This is a genomic window from Azonexus sp. GW821-FHT04F04, assembly GCF_059420025.1.
The window spans coordinates 404459-421304 of sequence record NZ_JBWKSX010000003.1 but is presented as its reverse complement, the minus strand read 5'-3'; the positions used below and the strand labels follow the sequence as shown (position 1 = coordinate 421304).

At 57.5% G+C, this 16846-nt stretch carries 15 protein-coding genes; 1 reads left to right on the top strand and 14 read right to left on the bottom strand.

The features are described from left to right. Window positions 1-95: 95 nt before the first annotated feature. The 5 genes from AC07TV_RS09350 to AC07TV_RS09330 are packed head-to-tail and all read right to left on the bottom strand — an operon-like array spanning window position 96 to window position 4267. A complete protein-coding gene (locus AC07TV_RS09350) occupies window positions 96-452 on the bottom strand; it encodes a phenol hydroxylase subunit P4 (RefSeq protein ID WP_494648121.1) in 357 nt (118 codons plus the stop codon). 29 nt (window positions 453-481) lie between these two features. After that, on the bottom strand, window positions 482-2002 hold the full coding sequence (locus AC07TV_RS09345; RefSeq protein ID WP_494648120.1) for a YHS domain-containing protein: 1521 nt from the start codon (window positions 2000-2002) through the stop codon (window positions 482-484). A gap of 19 nt (window positions 2003-2021) precedes the next feature. Next, window positions 2022-2291, bottom strand: a complete 270-nt coding sequence (locus tag AC07TV_RS09340) for an MmoB/DmpM family protein (RefSeq protein WP_494648119.1) — start codon at window positions 2289-2291, stop codon at window positions 2022-2024. 10 nt (window positions 2292-2301) lie between these two features. Next, window positions 2302-3294 (bottom strand): aromatic/alkene monooxygenase hydroxylase subunit beta, encoded by a 993-nt coding sequence (locus AC07TV_RS09335; RefSeq protein ID WP_494648118.1) that lies wholly within the window; start codon window positions 3292-3294, stop codon window positions 2302-2304. Between the two features lie 43 nt (window positions 3295-3337). Beyond that, the gene (locus AC07TV_RS09330; protein WP_494648117.1) at window positions 3338-4267 is read right to left on the bottom strand and encodes a catechol 2,3-dioxygenase; all 930 of its coding nucleotides are present in this window, start codon (window positions 4265-4267) and stop codon (window positions 3338-3340) included. 345 nt (window positions 4268-4612) lie between these two features. Here AC07TV_RS09330 and AC07TV_RS09325 point away from each other — a divergent pair, with 345 nt between their 5' ends. Further along, window positions 4613-5509, top strand: coding sequence for a LysR family transcriptional regulator (locus AC07TV_RS09325; protein WP_494648116.1), 897 nt, complete (start codon window positions 4613-4615; stop codon window positions 5507-5509). An 81-nt stretch (window positions 5510-5590) separates the two neighbouring features. Here AC07TV_RS09325 and AC07TV_RS09320 read toward each other — a convergent pair whose 3' ends face one another. The 9 genes from AC07TV_RS09320 to dmpG all read right to left on the bottom strand — a co-directional run bounded on the left by AC07TV_RS09320 (window position 5591) and on the right by dmpG (window position 16836). After that, a complete protein-coding gene (locus AC07TV_RS09320) occupies window positions 5591-7267 on the bottom strand; it encodes a methyl-accepting chemotaxis protein (protein WP_494648115.1) in 1677 nt (558 codons plus the stop codon). 34 nt (window positions 7268-7301) lie between these two features. After that, complete coding sequence (locus tag AC07TV_RS09315; protein ID WP_494648114.1) at window positions 7302-7664, bottom strand: DUF3135 domain-containing protein; 363 nt, start codon at window positions 7662-7664, stop codon at window positions 7302-7304. 166 nt (window positions 7665-7830) lie between these two features. After that, window positions 7831-9144 carry a DUF1329 domain-containing protein gene (locus AC07TV_RS09310; protein ID WP_494648113.1) on the bottom strand — a complete coding sequence of 438 codons (1314 nt, stop codon included), beginning with the start codon at window positions 9142-9144 and terminating at the stop codon, window positions 7831-7833. Between the two features lie 21 nt (window positions 9145-9165). Beyond that, window positions 9166-11127 carry a DUF1302 family protein gene (locus tag AC07TV_RS09305; RefSeq protein ID WP_494648112.1) on the bottom strand — a complete coding sequence of 654 codons (1962 nt, stop codon included), beginning with the start codon at window positions 11125-11127 and terminating at the stop codon, window positions 9166-9168. A 67-nt stretch (window positions 11128-11194) separates the two neighbouring features. Further along, entirely contained in the window at window positions 11195-13585 is a 2391-nt protein-coding gene (locus AC07TV_RS09300; RefSeq protein WP_494648111.1) for an efflux RND transporter permease subunit, read from the bottom strand. Between the two features lie 20 nt (window positions 13586-13605). Further along, entirely contained in the window at window positions 13606-14562 is a 957-nt protein-coding gene (locus AC07TV_RS09295; RefSeq protein ID WP_494648110.1) for a WD40/YVTN/BNR-like repeat-containing protein, read from the bottom strand. 256 nt (window positions 14563-14818) lie between these two features. Next, complete coding sequence (gene thmT, locus AC07TV_RS09290) at window positions 14819-15010, bottom strand: 2-hydroxymuconate tautomerase (protein ID WP_226404599.1); 192 nt, start codon at window positions 15008-15010, stop codon at window positions 14819-14821. A 9-nt stretch (window positions 15011-15019) separates the two neighbouring features. Further along, the gene (gene dmpH / locus AC07TV_RS09285) at window positions 15020-15808 is read right to left on the bottom strand and encodes a 2-oxo-3-hexenedioate decarboxylase (RefSeq protein WP_494648109.1); all 789 of its coding nucleotides are present in this window, start codon (window positions 15806-15808) and stop codon (window positions 15020-15022) included. Then, complete coding sequence (gene dmpG, locus AC07TV_RS09280) at window positions 15805-16836, bottom strand: 4-hydroxy-2-oxovalerate aldolase (protein WP_494648108.1); 1032 nt, start codon at window positions 16834-16836, stop codon at window positions 15805-15807. Before dmpG ends, dmpH begins: the two co-directional genes overlap by 4 nt. Between the last annotated feature and the right edge of the window lie 10 nt (window positions 16837-16846).

The window sequence follows — 16846 nt, the reverse complement described above, 5'->3', positions numbered from 1 at the left end:
GTCGCCTTTTCTTTGGCTACTTTCTTTTGGCGAAGCAAAAGAAAGTACGCCCGCCAACAAGGCGGAACCCCAAGCCTGAAACCTGGCAGCAATCCCTAAGCAGCAGCCAGCAAAGAATTCAACCCCGGCGTAATAAACCGCAATTGCTCCTTATGCCCAATCCCATTAGCCGCCAAGCTGGCGTCGAAATCCGGCGTGAATGGCTTATTCGACTTCAGCCATTCAACCTTGCTCCAATCAACAGCAAGCGCATCCGGGTCGGGCTGGATCAATGCGCTGAGCGGACCATCGACCCATTCGCGGAAGCTCATTTCCGGCGGCACACAGAACAGGAAGGGCGCGGCAAACAGCAGGTGCTGATCCCAGCAGGCATAGACCAATTGCTTGCCGTTGAAATTGGCGACCAGATCTCGCGGCACGCCGACATAAGGCTTGGTGGAAACTACAGCCATTTAAATTCTCCTTTTTGTGGGGGCGTGAATCACTGATTGCTGGTCGCCATGGCGCGCCAGGCGTCGAAATTCTTCTGGTCTTCGGAACCGTCGTAATCGCCGTTGTCCGTGCCGTTACGCAAGCTGACCCAGTCCATCCAGGCCGCCAGATCACCGCCAATCGGGTCCTGAAACAGTTGTGGCATGGGCAGCCAAGCCTGAATGTACTTCTCCGGCTCGTCTTCAAAAATGTGCTGACAACCGTCAGAACAGAAGTGATATTTCTCCCCCTTGTACTCGCCTTCACGCTGCGCCAGCCGGGTCGGATCATCCGGCTCGGTAAACACGACCGGCAACTGGCAGGTCTGGCACAGCTTGGCCAGGCCGAAGTTGGCGAACGGCGTACCGGCGGCCTTGAGTTTCTTGATGTGTTCCCAGCGCGGGCGGTAGTACTGGTCGAAGGTGGTCGGGTATTTCTTGGCCAGCCAGGTCATTTCGTCCTCGGATGGAATCCAGCTATGGAAAGCCGTGCCGAAACTCCACTGGTAAAGGCCAAGCATGAACTGGTGCGACATGTGGTCGATGGCCTTTTCGGCGTCGTCCCAGCCGGCCGGGGCGCGTATGCCGTAGCGGGCCAGATCGCGGAACAAAGCGGTGCCGTTCTCAATGCCGTAGATATTCCACGCTTCGCGCCAGGACATCACGCGCTTGGGCAGCATGTAATCCATCATCGTGCTGACCAGGCCAAGCACGCGGAAACCGCGCCAGAACCACTTGTCGATCCATTTCTGGACGATGGGCAGATTGGCCGGGTCCTGTTCGAGCATGAACTTGATGCACTCGAGGCCGAGCGTCATGTGACGGGCTTCGTCAGACTGCGCCGAGAAACCGAAGGTCACCGTCGCCATGTCGCCGTTATAGGCGGCACCGGACATGAAGGGGACGAAGAGCAGATTGGTCAGCACGTATTCGAAGCTGAAACCGATGGCGATCATGAATTCAAAGGGGCCGGCCGACATCGAGTCATCGAAGAAGGAACGGGCGACCGAGGTGTACCAGATGCGGTCGCGTGAATCGGCGAAAGCATGGAAGCCGTTGTAGAACTTGTTGTAGTTCGACATGGCGTGAATCTGTGTCTGGGCGTGGCGGATTTCATCGATGGCCTGCATCTGGCAGGCGACCTGCGTACCGACGCCCTGAAACTCGCGGCCAACCCGGGCAAAGCCCCGGTGCGCAGCATATTCACCCGGGCTGATGGCCTGCAGGAATATTTTCAGGGCGCTCAGGTAACGGGCATCGGTCAGGTTCAGGTGACCGTTGTTCTGAGCATGGGCGTCGATGATCGCGTAGAACTTGCGCTCCTTCTCGGCCTGATATTTCCAGTACGAATCCATGGTCAGGCGGAAGGGGTCTTCCCACTTGTCCCAGTCGTGCACCTTGATGCCTTCGTAGTGGGTGTAGGGGAAAACCTCTTCCTTGCTGTGATAGGTCGTTTCCCAGCCGAGGTCGCGGGTCAGCAGCTTGTACTTTTCCTTGAGGCCGAGCTTTTTCTTGGCAACTTGCATGTCCATTTTTATCTCCTTCCAGCTATTAGCTGTTCCAGCGCAGGGTGAAACTGTCTTCGTCCTCATCCACGTTGCCGGAGAGGGTGATCAGGTTGATCTGCAATTCCTGCAGGTCGTAGGCGCGGCCCATGTGTTCTTCGATGGTTTCGCGACGGATGGTCATCGACCCCGGCGCATCGATCTTGACCATGGCCGGCTCGCGATTGACGATGGCAGCCGGGTTGTCTTGCATGATGGCGTCGATGATCGGACGAGTGTCTTCGTTGGCTTGCAGGGCAATGAATACGGTCGACATGGTTTTTCCCTCAGATTTCAATGCCGATTTTTTTCAGCCGTGCCGTGAAGGCGACGATCTCTTCGCTGATTGCCTCGCCAGCCCCCTCGCCCAGTGCTTGCTGAACGACCGGGAGCAAGGCAGCTGACGCCCGTTCGCTCCATTTCTTGGTCCATTCCTGGAGAACCGCGCGATTTTCGTCAGACTCAGCTGCCGCCACCTTCATGACGGCATCGACCCACTTGCGCGTCTCGTCAAACCAGTCGTTCATGAACTGGCAGAGCATGGCCACGGCCGAAGCGCCGCGCGACGACAGGTATCCGTCGACCAGTTGCTCATAGACCAGCGGATAAAGCAGGCCGTCGAGCGCCACGTTCTGGGCGACGAACAGTTCGAACGGATCGCGTACGACCAGGCAATCCTCGACATAGCGGCGCAGCGGCTGCCAGGTTTCATCGTTCATCCAGGAGGCCTTGCCGGCCTCGAGCGCTTCCTGATCGCCAAGCAGCAAGCCGAGGCGCGACAGATACTGGGCAGTGCCGAGGTTATCCATCGCGTGGTACATGCACGGCTGGGTGAAGGCGGTGCCAAAACCGTAGCCGCAGATGAAGGTGTTGTTCATGTTGGCACCCCACGCGGCATGGCGCAGCGGCACCAGAACACGCAGGGCAATCGCTTTCAATTCCTCGGGCATGGCGTCGGCCAGACCGCGGCTTTCGACGAAGTTGAAATTGGCTTCGGTCGTATCCTGCTGCCGGGCACGGGTCAGCGTGTAGGTGCTGTAGTAGAACTGGCGCGGATCTTTGAGGGCATACCAGTCCTTCATGACGATGCGCGTGATGCCGGCATCGTAGAGCTCCTGTTCCGGATCCCAGGTTGGCCGGTAGTGCAGGTGTTCGGTCGCCTGAATGTCGTAGCTGCCCTCCTGATAACGCGAGGCCGGCTTGTCACCGAAGCGGCGAGCCAGATGATCGAAAGTCTGGCGTTGGGCCGGGATACTGACCGTACGCAGGTCGATTTGCATGATGCTGTCTCCTTGTTGATTTAGCTGCAGCGGCTGTGCAGGCTCAGCTGACGACGGTCAGGAAAGTTTCATGCAGCTTGCGCTGCGGGTAATCCAGTCCCTGACCGAAGTTGTCGAAGGTCCACACCAGGGGTTCCCAGTCCGGATACGGTTGGTAGCCGCCAAAGAAGGTTTCGAAACGGTTGCCTGACGGGTCCCAGGCGTAGATGGTGCAGCCGCGGGTGACGCCATGACGGGTCGGGCCGATGTCGACCGGCACCAGGTTCATCGACATGATGTCGCCAGCGCGCAGCACTTTTTCCCAGCTATCCATCAGGAAAGAACAGTGATGCAGCTTGCCCGGCTCCGGATATTCGGCGAAGGCGATGTCGTGCACCTTGTGCGAGCAGGACAACCAGATCGCAGCGTTGCCGTTGCCATCCGGCGTCAACACGCTTTCGACAAGATAAAAGCCGAGCACTTCGGTAAATATCTTTTGCACTTCGGCCACGTTCGGCCCGTAGAGCAAAGTGTGATCAAGGCGAACCGGGGCAATGCCATGTTCGGCTGCCTGGTTCCACGGCGCCGGATTGACCGTGCCGCTGCCGTTACCGATCTGGGTCTTTTCGGCAAAAAGCTCAATCGGGTGACCGGAGGGCAAAACGAAGCGAACACGCTCGCCGGTTTCCAGCATTTCGCCGGCCGGGATGCGCTCTGTCTTCAGGCCATAGGCCTGCAGGTCGGCGTCGAGCTTTTCCAGCGTCGCCTTGTCGAGCACCTTGAAGCCAAAAAAGTCGAGGCCGGCACGGTCGGCCTGACGAATGATGTAGCTGTGGTGATCGCGCTCATCCCAGCATTTGAAATAGACCCGCCCTTGCGCGTCGCGACCGGTTTCCACTAGGCCCAGCACGTCGCGGTAAAAAGTCGCTGCTTCCTCAAGATCCAGTACCCGAACCTGTGCGTGTCCCGGGCGAAGTACGCCTGTCATTGCCATTGTCTTGTCTCCTCTTTCTCGTTAATGACTTAAAAATCGCTTCCAACACATCCTGATTCTTTGCGATCAGCTTTCGTGGTGAAGCTATCCGCAGGATGTGTGCCAACCTGACAAACCGTTGTTTTAATTAATCAATACAAAATTTATTCACCAAATCGTAATGACGTTGAATACTTTTGATTAACGAAATTTCATGAAATGAATAAATTTATCAACCCGCAAAACGAACAATCGTCTCGTCGCCACGAGCAGATTAGGAAGGCTGGGCTATACTGTCCAATACTAGATATGGCGCCAGTCCATACCTTTTTTGAACAATTCGAAAATTTCACCGGGGAGCAGAGAGTGGATCTTCGCCATCTCAAATATTTCATCGCTGTTGCCGAAGAGCTCAACATCGGCCGTGCCGCGTTGCGGCTGTGCATCTCGCAGCCACCGCTAACGCGGCAGATTCAGCAACTCGAAGAAGAGCTCGGCGTGCAGTTGTTCATCCGCACACCGCGCGGTGTCGAGCTGACGCAGGCCGGCGAGCTCTTCCACGAGGAGGCAACCAACATCCGCGCCCTGGTCGAGCAGGCCATCGAACGCACCAAGCGGGCGGGTCAGGGCAAGCTCGGGCGACTCGATATCGGCATTTTCGGCACGGGCATCCTGGGCACCATTCCCAAGCTGCTCCAGCTATTCAAGGACACCAACCCGGATGTCGTCGTCTCGCTGCACACCATGTCCAAGTCGGAACAGATCGAAGCGCTGCGCCAGCGCCGCATCACCATCGGCTTCAACCGCATGCTCTCACCGCTGCCCGACATCACGACCGAACTGATCATGCGCGAGCCGCTCTATCTGGTGGTCAACGAAGATCACCCGCTGAGTCAGCACGAATCGGTTCCGTTCATGGAAGTGGCCAAATATCCGCTGGTCCTCTTCCCGTCGGGCGCCCGGCCGAACTTTGTCGACCGGATCATTCAGCTTTGCGGGAACATGGGCGTCACGCCGCAGATTTCCCAGGTGGTTGGCGATGCCGTCACCGGCATGGCACTGGTCGCCGGCGGTTTCGGCATCACCATCGTTCCCAAGTCGGCAACCACCATCAGCCTGCCCGGGGTGGTCTGCCGCCCATTTCGCGATGCGATCTCGGCCACCGTCGATCTGAGCTGCATTTACCGCACCGACGATCACTCGCCGATCCTGCAGGCCTTCCTGGCCAGCGTGCAAAAATTTCGGGAAGCGCCCAGCGTCTAGCGGGCTGGCGCGCCCCTGTATTTCGGAATCCCACGGTCAACCGGAAAAATGGCTCGAAATTGAAATCCTGGAAAAAGCTGCTCAGGCAACCTTGAAACGGCCAGCCAAACCGGCCATTTCTTCGGACAGCACAGCCAGTTGCCTGGCGGCATCGGCCGTCTGAGTAATGGAACGGGAGTTTTCCTCAATACCTCGCGCAATCATCTCGACCTTCTGCGCGGCATCCCGCGAAGACTCATTTTGAGCAATGATCACCTGGGTAATCTCCGCCACCACACTGGCTGCCCGTTGTGCCGATTCGCGAATTTCAACGATGGAGCTTCCTGCACTATTAGCCAGCTGCACCCCATTACTTACGCGAACCACGCCGTTATCCATCTCCCGAACGGCACCCTCTGTCCCTTGCTGGGTACGAATGATGATTTCACCGATTTCATGCGTCGAAGCCGTCGTCCGCTCGGCCAATTTACGGACTTCATCAGCCACCACAGCAAAACCTCGCCCTTGCTCACCGGCCCGTGCCGCTTCGATCGCGGCATTCAGCGCCAACAGATTGGTCTGATCGGCAATCTCCTTGATCACCTGCACGATGCTGGAAATATGTCGCGACAATCCTTCCAGATCCCGAATCGTTCCGGCCACCACGTTGACCGCCTCGGCGATCCCCTGCATCTCACTGGCCGTCCGCTGAATGATCTGCCCTCCCCTATCGGCATACTCGCTCGACATTTCGCTGATCTGGTGAGCTTCCCTGGCATTGACACCAATGCATTCCATGGAACGGGACAGGTCGACCATCGATGACGACATTGCAGAAGCGGCACTACTTTGAGTTTCAACCGTCAGCGCACTGCGCTCAGCGGCCAGTGACAGATTGCGCGCGTTCTGATTCAGGCCATCGGCATTCTGGCGAATGGCGGCAATCAACTCGAGCAAATTGCTGCGCATGACAGAGAGTTTGTCGGACAGCTCGCCAATTTCGTCATTCCGGGAAATTGAAATCTCGCCGGTCAAATCGCCACCAGCAATCGCCGATGCGGTTTTACCCGCCTCCTTCAGACCGTTGCTGATATAACGAATGGTCAGAATCGCCGGTCCTCCGACAAATACCGCCCCAAGCACGAGAAAAGCCAGGAGCAAGGTCTGGCTCAGGCGATAACGGGATTCAGCAACTTCGTACTCGTCCTTGGCCACTCTGGCCTGATACGCGATCAATTCGCGCAAGGCTTCCAGAGCCGCCTGCCGCTCCTCCTTTACCGCATACAGAAACTCGCCAAGCACCCCGGCATCATTGAGTTTGCGGTCATCGATTTCACTGACGGTACGTAATATCTTGTCCATCCAGGCCTTGTGTTTTTCGGTAAACGCCGCGACCAGAACGTCTTCTTCTTCGGTATGCCTGGTCTCTTCATAACGCTTCCACTGCGCTTCAAAATTCTGCACATTGGCGCGCACCGCCTTGGTCAATGAGCTCGCGGTCTCATCCATCAAGCCGGATGCCGGCCGGCCCGGAGCACCTTCAAAAGCGAACAGCAGCTTCAGGGCATCTTCGCGAATATCGGCGTCGATGGTCGACAACAGCTGCATCGGAATTGCCCGATCCTCGTAGACAGACTTCAGGGATTTACTTGCTGCATCCAGCCCCCACCAGCCAATTCCTGCGGCAACGACATAGAGAGCTATGGACATGAAAGTGATGTAAATCAGTCGATGGGATATGCGCACCCGATTCGTCATGCTTCGCATAAACGATCTCATTATTTGTGTCTCCTTAAAATGCGTTGCGAGCGGGTCAACGAACAGCCGTAGTTGCTGCCTGCTCTTTTTTTTCTTGATTATTTATTTCTGCAGCCAATTCCCTGCTCAGCCTGGCGATAATCAATAATCGATCTTCAATCAAACCAGCGAGATGATCGAGCGTATGCATTGGCGCACCACTCAACGCAATCGTCTGATCTATCGTCCGCTGCAGGTCAGCCAGCAATTCCATTGAGCCGTTTGTGCTGCGCATGAAATCGCTCAGCAAACGACGACGCTCAAGGACGAAGCCAGCCGGATCACGCACCGCCAGTTGCTCCAGGGCGCCTTCAGACAAAACCCCGCTCATGCCGGCAAATGGTCCGGTAGGCAGAGCGTTAATGACGCGACGGCCCACTCACGAGTAATTCCGCCCCCGACTCCATCACCGGGAATGACACGTATCTTCATCACAAAACACCAAATCAAAAAAATGGGGGGCCAAAGGCCCCCCGAATGAGGGAGAAAAGGGGTTTCTACACAGAAACCCTCGCCCGCAGAGACAGTGAAATACTTAAGGCTGATTAATCCCCGCCGCGCAGGTTCTGAACCTGGAAGAGACCCGGAGGTGCCTTCTTCGGATCGACCTGGCCCTTGAACTGGGCGGTCGTGCAGTGCTTGGCCTGAACGTCAACCATGATCACGCCATCGTCGATACCAATGCCTGAACCCTTGTTCACCGGCAGGTGATGGTCAGGATGCGACTTGCCGACGCTGAAGGCCTTCCACAGTTCGCCCTTGCGGTCGTAGATGTCGATGGCACCGTTCAGGTTCTGCAACTGTGCATCCATGTAGAAAGTCCGCTTGCTGATCGGGTGGTTCGGATTGACCGGCACGGCTTCCAGCACATAGACCTTGCGCAATTGCCAGGTCGCATCCGGGAAGCATCCACCTTGACCACCGTAGTTCACGAACTTGTAGCCATCGGCTTCCTTGAACTCGTCGGAAAGCTTGAGTTCGTTGTGGTTCCACATCGGCAACAGCATGTTTTTGGTGCCCTTGTAGGTCCACTTCATGTCGGAAACTCGGCCGTTGTAACCTTCGAAGTCTTCGATCATCAGATCGGAGCCGAGGAAGGAGTCGGTCACCTGCCCTTGGGCCAGACGACGCACGCGACGCTGGAAGCCGAGATACAGGTATGCGTCGTCAAGCTTGCTGTCGTCTTCGAAGCGTTGGATCAGCAACTGCGTATTCTTGAGATCCTGCGGCTCGTTGGCCTTGACGTAAATCGCGCGGTACAGACCCGACGGATTCGGAGTGAATTCCGGAATCGGCGCATCCTTGGTCCGATGCATGAAGTTCAGGAAGTGGAAGTCATACTTGATGGTCTTCTCGATCTGCCCGGTAGTCATGTTGCGGTAACGCCAGTAGAACGGCGAAATGACCGCACCGTCGCCCCAGTTAACACCGTACTTGTAGTTCCAGGCCAGCTTTTCACCAGCCCGTGGATCCTTCGCATCCGGCTCTTCCGGGAACGGACGGCCAGCCACGTAACCCGTCAGATTTTCGCCGGCTTTCGAGCCCAGCTTGGTCTTGTTCAGATTGGTTTTGGTGGCATTGATATAGCTGCTGTTGATCATGAACTGGGTGGTGGGCCCCACCTTCATTTCAAAAGCGCCATCCTTGAGCAGTTTGAACAAGCCAACCGACAGCACATCCTTGAACTGGTCCACGTTGGCCTTGGTGATGACGGTACCCGGTGTCACACCCGGTGCGCTCGGCATGCCAGCCTTGTAGGGATTGAAAGAGTTTTCGACATCGGCTTCAGTGGCAGCAAATGCCGAGCCGACCAAACCTGCCGCCACCAGTGGCAGCAGGGAAATCATGGTTTTTTTCATGTGGTTGTCTCCGGGTATAAGTTAGAACTTGTAGTTAACACGAACGAAAATGTCGTTTTCCTTGAACGCAGCACCGATCGGGCCGGCGCGGAAGCGGCCGAGGGGTTCCATGCCGCTAAGTCCACGTGAATACGAGGTGAACGGATCCGCATCTCCGTTGGGTGCGGTATATGGCGCAAACGGATTACAGGAACGACAGTCATCGAAATTCCAGCGGGTGCGCCCTTCAGCCAGCTTGTAGTTGGCGCCAAAGGTCACCTTCAGATCGTTCGTGACGTTCCATTCAACCTGCGGAGCCATAGCCGTCGCCCGTGCCTGGAAGTCATGCGCGAAGATGATTTGCGGGCTCAGCGTGCCGTTACGCAGAAAGCCCTTGATCAGCAAAGTGCCGATAAAGTTGTCTTCCCAATCCGGCATACCAACAGGTCCCAGAGAACCCTGCTTCCATTCGTGATTAAAAATGTGTTGATAGAACAACTGCCCCGAAATCAGAGTTGCAGAAGTTTCGCTGATGAACGGGATGAAGGTTGGACGATCAATACCGATCACGCTGCGGAAAACATTGTTCTTCGAATACAGCTGCTCGCGTGCAGTATTGGAAAACTCTTCACCATCAGTAAACGCGGCCTCAACACGCACAGCAGCCCCTGCCGCAGGGAGTTGGAAGTCCATCGAGCCACCGATCAGGTTAACCCGCGGAAATTCCATATCGAAGGAAATCAGATAGGGCCAAGCATTTTGATACACCCCCGTGAAGGAGTTAGTCGCCCGCTTACCACCGTGCAGAGACGGCAATTGGGAACGATAGGTCAGCGCGTTCAGCGAGAAGGACAGGCCGTCTGCAGTCACGCCCTCATATTTTGCCCCCAGTTGGGTGTTCGACAATGACCAGTCAGGGAGATTAACGTCCTTGATGCCAATCTGCCCTGGGCCAAAATTGGTTGCTAACAACGTACCGGGCGCGACATTGGCAAAGTTGGCCACCGTGCCACCGTTATCCCAGAGATTGGCCATACCGCGGAAAAAACACCCCGCGTCCAGTATCACGTTAGGCGAACCGCATTGGCCCAGATTGTTGGCCCGGAACTGATCGAAGTTCCAGACGATCTGGAAGTTGCGGTCCTGCATAGACTCACTGGCACCCATGCGGTATTCCGCCTGGGCAATCCACATCGGAATGCGGATATCGGACAGTTCGTCGTAAATGTTGTTGCGCGAATAATCAACCGGGTTAATGACATCGAGGACGCGGAAGAGGTCAGTACGCCCCCAGACCACCTGCTGCTTACCCAGCTTCAGGAATAATCCCTTGCCATCACCCAGATCGAATGTCTTCTTGACATATAGCTCGCGAATGAAATCAAGTCGATCGTTGAATTCCGGCGCTTCCAATTCCGATAGCGTCTTGTCACCATAACCGCCAAAGTCACGGCAGCCACGACTATCAACGTCGCAGGGGCGCACAGGAACTCCAAACGCAACACCGCCATCAATGCCATGCCAGCGATCGCCAAGAACACGCAATCCCTCATTAGGATTGTTGGCATAGGTGTCAACAAACACATTTGTCGGAACCCCCAAGCCCAGAGCGACGGCGGTGTAGCCAATACCGCCGCCATGTGGCACCGAGACGTAACCGCCAGGCGTGGTTGACTGCAAATTGATCGCCCCACCCGCATCCTTGCCGTACTCGCTGCTGTTCATGCGATAAACGCCATCCCAGCTACCACGCAGGATGCCGTGGATACCCCAGCCATTGCCGGCCTTCTTGTCGAACTCGGCCTGCATGGTGTTGCGAAACTTGGCCAGGCCAGCGTGCTCGCGATGTGCCGTGTGGTTCTCGTAGGTCACATCGACCTGCCAGGGCGAAGAGTCTTCGCCCATCGACGGAAGGTCATCGCCCCACGCCTGTGTTGCGAAAGAGGCGGAGAGCGCTGCCGCGATGAGCGTCAGGCGCCTTCCAGTGTTTTGTTTTGTCTCCATGGATCAAACCCCCAATGGTTTTGTTTAAAAGAAAAGGTTGCTGTTCCCCCGGTCTTCCGGAGTGTTGTTAGTCGTTTTCCAGAACACCGTCTTCGTCGTAATGCACTGCCGTCACAAACTTCGGTTTGAAGACGACGCACCATGACGGCACGATCAGTACGGCAGCGATCGCGTTGACGATGAGCATGAAAGAAAGAAGGATCGCGGCGTCGGACTGGAAGCGCAGATCGGACATGAAGATCCACATCACGACGCCGGCAATCAGCGTGACGGCCGTGAAGCTCACGGCGTAGCCGGTGGTGGCAACGGCTGTGATGACGGCCTTTTTCATGTCGCGCATCACGGCATACTCTTCGCGGATGCGGTCCATGAAATAAACGGCGTAATCGATGCCGACGCCAACGCCGACGGCAATGACCGGTACGGTATTGACGCTGATCCCGATATTGAGCGCCCCCATGTAGGCATAGGTCATCAAGGTCGAGAACAACATCGGCAAGACCATCAGCCAGCCGGCGTGCAGCGAGCTGTAATAGATCATCACGATGAAGAAGGCGAGCAGCATGACCGCCGGAATGATGATCATGTGGTCGGTATGCAAGGCCTGATTGCCGGCTGCCGTGACGCCAATGATGCCGCCGCCCAGTTCGATGTGGAGACCAGGAACCTCGGCCTCAATCTTCTTGATCCCTTCCTCGGCCAGCGCGACGATGCGGTTGATCGTTTCGGCCTGGTGGTCCTTGTAGTAGAAGACCATGTTGGCTTCGTTTTCGTCGGAGGTGACGAATTCCTTCAAGGCACCGGGGATCGGGCTGGAGGCCATGTAGGCGAACATCAGGCCGCCGATTTCATCAGCCGTATCGGGCAACTGCATCCAGCGCGGGTCGTCGTTGTGGGTCAGTTTGTTGACCACACGCAGAACGCCCGGCATGGCCTTGGTGCCACCCAGCGCCGGATCAGACAGCATGTGTGCCTGGAAGCGCTCGATGGCCGCCATGACATCAGGACGCTTGATGCCGCCCTTCTCGTCCGTGCGTGCCGCGACGTGCAGCTCCTCGGAACCCGGGAAGCGCGTGTTGATGGCCTTGGTCGACACATTGAAGTCGTGGCTCAGGTGGAGCAGCGGCGAGCCTGGCTCCGATTCGCCGAGTTGTACCTTGCTTACGAAGTAGGTGCCGCCGATAGCACCGATCAGGGTCAGGATCAGGATCGAGCGAGCACCGCCGTCAGTGCCGCCGGTCATGGCCATGGCCTTGCCGAGGAAGGCACGGATGCCTTCATTGCCGTTCTGGTGGTTCTTCGGAGCCGGCAGGATGGTCAGGGCCAGCGGGACCATGAAGTGCACCGTGAAGATCACCGAGAAGCCCCAGAAACCGGCGGCCAGACCGAGTTTGTGGTTGAACGGCGCGGCACCCAGCATGAGCACAGCGATACCCACCGCATCGACGATGATGGCCAGCGAACCGGGGCGGAACAAGGCATCCAGCGCGTTGCGAGCCGCCTTCTTGCCGTCATGGACGATGGCCAGCTCTTCGTAATAGCGCACCACCAGTTGCACGCCGTGTGAGGTAGCGCGAGCAGCAATCAGGAAGGGAATCGGCAGCGACAGCGGCTCGAGGTTGATGCCCATCGCCGCCATGAAACCGAGGCCCCAGATTGACGACAGCGCGATCCCGAGGAGCGGCAGCGCGACGCCATAAAACCGACGGAAGTAGAGAATCAGCAGCGCGGACAGCAGGAGCAGCGTCCACATCATGATCTCGACAATCTGGTTGAGATAGGTATAGACCCAGCCGGTCAGTACCGGGTTGCCCGTGACGTATATCTGATGACCTGGACGGGCCAGCGTTTCGCGGACCTTCTGCAAGGCAGCAAAAGTAGTCGGGTAGTCGATCGAACCCTCGTTCATCTGGGCCTTGATCAGCGCCGCCTTCATGTCCGGCGAAACAAGCAGGCCGTAGATGGTCGGGTTGGCGATGACGTCGTTGCGCAACTGCTCGAGTTCGGCCACCGTACGCTTCGGCTTGAGCGGGTCGTAGTAGGACTCGGAAGCGAAACCGCCTTGATCGTCGAGGAATACCTTGCGCGCGGTGCGGTGCGTCAAGCTGCTGACGAGGTTGTGGTTGACGCTCGGCAGGTTGTCGACGCCTTGCGTCGCTTCGTGAATGAGTTGCAGGGTTTCATCGTTGAAGATGGTGCCCTTGTCGACTTCGACCGACATGACGATCATGTTGGCGCCGCCAAAGTTTTCCTTCAGGCGGTTATAGACCTTGATGTAGCTGTGGTTCTGCGGCAGCAGATCGGCAAAGTCCGTAAAGACGCGCAGGCTGGGTAAAGCCATGCTGAACAGGATGGTGACGGCCAGGACGAGCGACAGCACAATCTTCGGATTGCGGAAAATCCATTCCTCGCCCTTGTGCAGGGCATGAGTAATGGCATGACGTGTTTTTGCAACCATGGTGTTGATATCTCCCTGGCTTATTGTTTGGCGTGCGTGCTGACAGCACGGAGCAGCCCACCGGGGCCGCCAATCACGATGGCCGATTGGCCCGGCAGGGAAGCGCCGCCACCCAGGAAGACCGGCACGGGGTCGGTATACGGCACGGCGCGCCAGCTATCGCCTTCGAGGCGAGCAATGACGCCACCGGCACCAACGCCAAAGGGCTGGCCTTCGTGCATGAACAGGCGATTTAGCGTGGCCTGCGTTGTATTGGCCTGCTTGACCCAGAACTTGCCACCGTCGGTGGTGTGCAGGATCTGCCCGGCCAGGCCGCTCACCCAGCCCTCTTTGCCATTGGCAAACAGCGCCGCGTAGGGATAGAACTCGCCCGGCATCTTCGGGCCTTTTTTCCAGGTGGCACCGCCATCATCGGTCATCACCGTCAGGCCGAACTCGCCGAGGGCAATGCCATTTTTTTCGTCGAGGAACTGGATGGTCGTGATCTGCGTGTCTTCCCCCAGTTCGGTGGTTTTCCAGGTCTTGCCCTGATCGGCACTACCGGCAATGACCGCGTTGACGCCAACGACCCACCAGCCGCCCTGCTTGTCGCAAGTTACCGCCAATGGCGTACGCGGCAGGTCGAGGGGAAGCGATTTCCAGTTCTTGCCGTCGGTATCGGCCGACCACACCTTGTGGTAATGATCGATAGCGACGAAGCCCTGATCGCCACAGACGGTCATATCAACCAGGGAAGTATTGCCAAGCGACGTCCGCTTCCAGCTCTTGCCCTGATCTTCCGAGGTCAGGACGACACCGCTTTGCGTACCAGCCACGACCACCTTGCCATTGCTGGCCATAGCCTGACTGATGTCATAGCGATGCACCGAACGCTCACGCTCCGCTGCAATCCCGGACATGTCCGGTCCTTGCGAGCAAGCGGAAAGCACTCCGCAGGCAATGGTGGTGCCGAATGGCAGCCACGAGATTTTCTTCACCCAGCCCATCTACTCCTCCAGTTATCCGTGCCTTTTGCTGGCACTTTTTCAGTCGTATTTCGTTGAAACAGCCGTTGAGACTTCGGCTCATTCAGACTATGCATTGCCCTCGCCAATACCGTCCAATACCAATTAACACGATGTTAAATACCACCAAGGTATGGATTGTTCCGCATTGGAAAACCGACATGCGAGCGTTTGATTCGAGAGGGTTCCTTGGTGCAGGAAGGAGCTTCCCGCACCAAGGACGCCGTTTTCAGCGCCCGAGATCTTTGGCCGTCTTGCCGCCGATTCCCCATTGCGCCTTGGGCACGTCGTGGATCCAGACACGGACGTTTTCAATCGGTGCGCCGAGTGCTTCGACCAGGGCGGCGCTGACCTTTTCGATGACCGCCCTCTTCTGCTCTTCGGTTCGTCCTTCGATCAGATAGATTTGTGCGAACGGCATGGTGTCTCCTTAAACGAAACGGCAGCTGACGCCACCCAGCGACTGGATACGCAAATTGACATGATCGCCGGCGTTGACCGCAACAGCCTCGGTCACACCGCCGGACAGGATCATCGTGCCGGCCGGGATTTCTTCGCCACGCGCCCCGAGATGGTTGGCCAGCATGGCAATCGCCGCTGCCGGATGGCCGAGCACGGCAGCACCGGCGCCAATGGCGACGGGTTCGCCGTTCTTTTCCATGACCACACCCAGCGTGCGCAGATCGAGACCGGCGACCGGCGTCATCTGACCGCCGAGGACAAAGCGCGACGACGAACAGTTGTCAGCGATGACGCTCTTCAGGTCGAATTTGAAATCGCGGTAGCGCGAATCGATGATCTCGATGCCCGGCATGATGAAATCGGTCGCCGCGAGCACGGCGCCGATGTGGCAACCCGGGCCTTTCAGGGCTTTCTTCAGGACGAAGACGATCTCCGGCTCGACCTTCGGGTGGATCAGTTGATCGATCTTGATCTCGCCGCCATCGGCGACGCTGAAGTAATCGACCAGGAAGCCGAAACACGGCGTTTCAACACCCATCTGCTTCATCTTGGCGTGCGAGGTCAGACCGGCTTTCAGACCGACGACGCGATTGCCGCGGGCCAGCTTGCGGCGGAGGATTTCGTTCTGGATGGCGTAGGCATCGTCCCAATCCATTTCCGGATGGGCATCGGTGATCTTGACAACGTCGTGCGCCTGCAGCTCGGCGTTTTCGAGCAGTTCGGCCAGTTGGCCAATCGTTTGCTGATTCAGTTTCATGCCATCAATCCCCGTTCGCGTGCCATGCTCATGGCGGTGTCTTCAATCATGTCTTCCTGGCCGCCCACCATGCCGCGCCGGCCTAATTCGACCAGGATGTCGCGAGCCGGTACGCCGTACTTGACGGAAGCACGCTTGGCAAACAACAGGAAGGAGCCATAGACGCCGGCATAGCCGAGCGTCAATGCATCGCGGTCGATGCGAATCGGGAAGTCCATCATCGGCACGACCAGGTCTTCGGCGACGTCGGTAATCTTCGCGACATCGACTCCGGTCTCGATGCCCATCAGGCTGCACACGGCGATCAGCACCTCCATCGGCGTATTGCCGGCACCGGCACCGAGGCCAGCGGCGGCCGCATCGACGCGGTTGGCCCCGACTTCAATGGCGGCGATGGAGTTGGCGACGCCCATGGCCAGATTGTGGTGGCCGTGGAAGCCGAGTTCGGTTTCCGGCTTCAATGCCGCACGCACGGCAGACAGGCGTTCCTTGACGCCTTCCGGCAGCAGATGACCGGCCGAGTCGGTAACGTAGATGCAGTTGGCGCCGTAGCCTTCCATGAGCTTGGCTTGCTTGACCAGGCCTTCGGCGCTGTTCATGTGGGCCATCATGAGGAAGCCGACGGTGTCCATCTCCAGCTTGCGGGCCATGGTGATGTGCTGTTCGGAAACGTCGGCTTCGGTACAGTGGGTGGCGACGCGGATGGTGTTGACGCCGAGGTCACGCGCCATCTTGAGGTGATCGACGGTGCCGATGCCGGGCAACAGCAGGGCCGAGACCTTGGCCTTCTTCATCCTGGGGATGACGGCGCCGAGGTATTCCTCATCCGTGTGGGCCGGGAAGCCGTAGTTGACCGAGGAACCACCGAGGCCGTCGCCGTGGGTGACTTCGATCAGCGGCACGCCGGCTTCATCGAGGCCGGTGGCGATGCTGATCATCTGGTCGAGGGTCATCAGGTGACGCTTGGGATGCATGCCATCCCGCAGGGTCATGTCGTGGACGGTTACTTTTTTGCCGCGCAAACTCATTTTCTTTTCT

Excerpts from the sequence above, each read along its gene's own strand:
- dmpH (WP_494648109.1), bottom strand. The coding sequence starts at position 15,808 with ATGAAACTGAATCAGCAAACGATTGGCCAACTGGCCGAACTGCTCGAA.
- dmpG (WP_494648108.1), bottom strand. The coding sequence starts at position 16,836 with ATGAGTTTGCGCGGCAAAAAAGTAACCGTCCACGACATGACCCTGCGG.
- thmT (WP_226404599.1), bottom strand. The coding sequence starts at position 15,010 with ATGCCGTTCGCACAAATCTATCTGATCGAAGGACGAACCGAAGAGCAG.
- AC07TV_RS09345 (WP_494648120.1), bottom strand. The coding sequence starts at position 2,002 with ATGGACATGCAAGTTGCCAAGAAAAAGCTCGGCCTCAAGGAAAAGTAC.
- AC07TV_RS09300 (WP_494648111.1), bottom strand. The coding sequence starts at position 13,585 with ATGGTTGCAAAAACACGTCATGCCATTACTCATGCCCTGCACAAGGGC.
- AC07TV_RS09305 (WP_494648112.1), bottom strand. The coding sequence starts at position 11,127 with ATGGAGACAAAACAAAACACTGGAAGGCGCCTGACGCTCATCGCGGCA.
- AC07TV_RS09320 (WP_494648115.1), bottom strand. The coding sequence starts at position 7,267 with ATGAGATCGTTTATGCGAAGCATGACGAATCGGGTGCGCATATCCCAT.
- AC07TV_RS09330 (WP_494648117.1), bottom strand. The coding sequence starts at position 4,267 with ATGGCAATGACAGGCGTACTTCGCCCGGGACACGCACAGGTTCGGGTA.
- AC07TV_RS09340 (WP_494648119.1), bottom strand. The coding sequence starts at position 2,291 with ATGTCGACCGTATTCATTGCCCTGCAAGCCAACGAAGACACTCGTCCG.
- AC07TV_RS09310 (WP_494648113.1), bottom strand. The coding sequence starts at position 9,144 with ATGAAAAAAACCATGATTTCCCTGCTGCCACTGGTGGCGGCAGGTTTG.
- AC07TV_RS09350 (WP_494648121.1), bottom strand. The coding sequence starts at position 452 with ATGGCTGTAGTTTCCACCAAGCCTTATGTCGGCGTGCCGCGAGATCTG.
- AC07TV_RS09335 (WP_494648118.1), bottom strand. The coding sequence starts at position 3,294 with ATGCAAATCGACCTGCGTACGGTCAGTATCCCGGCCCAACGCCAGACT.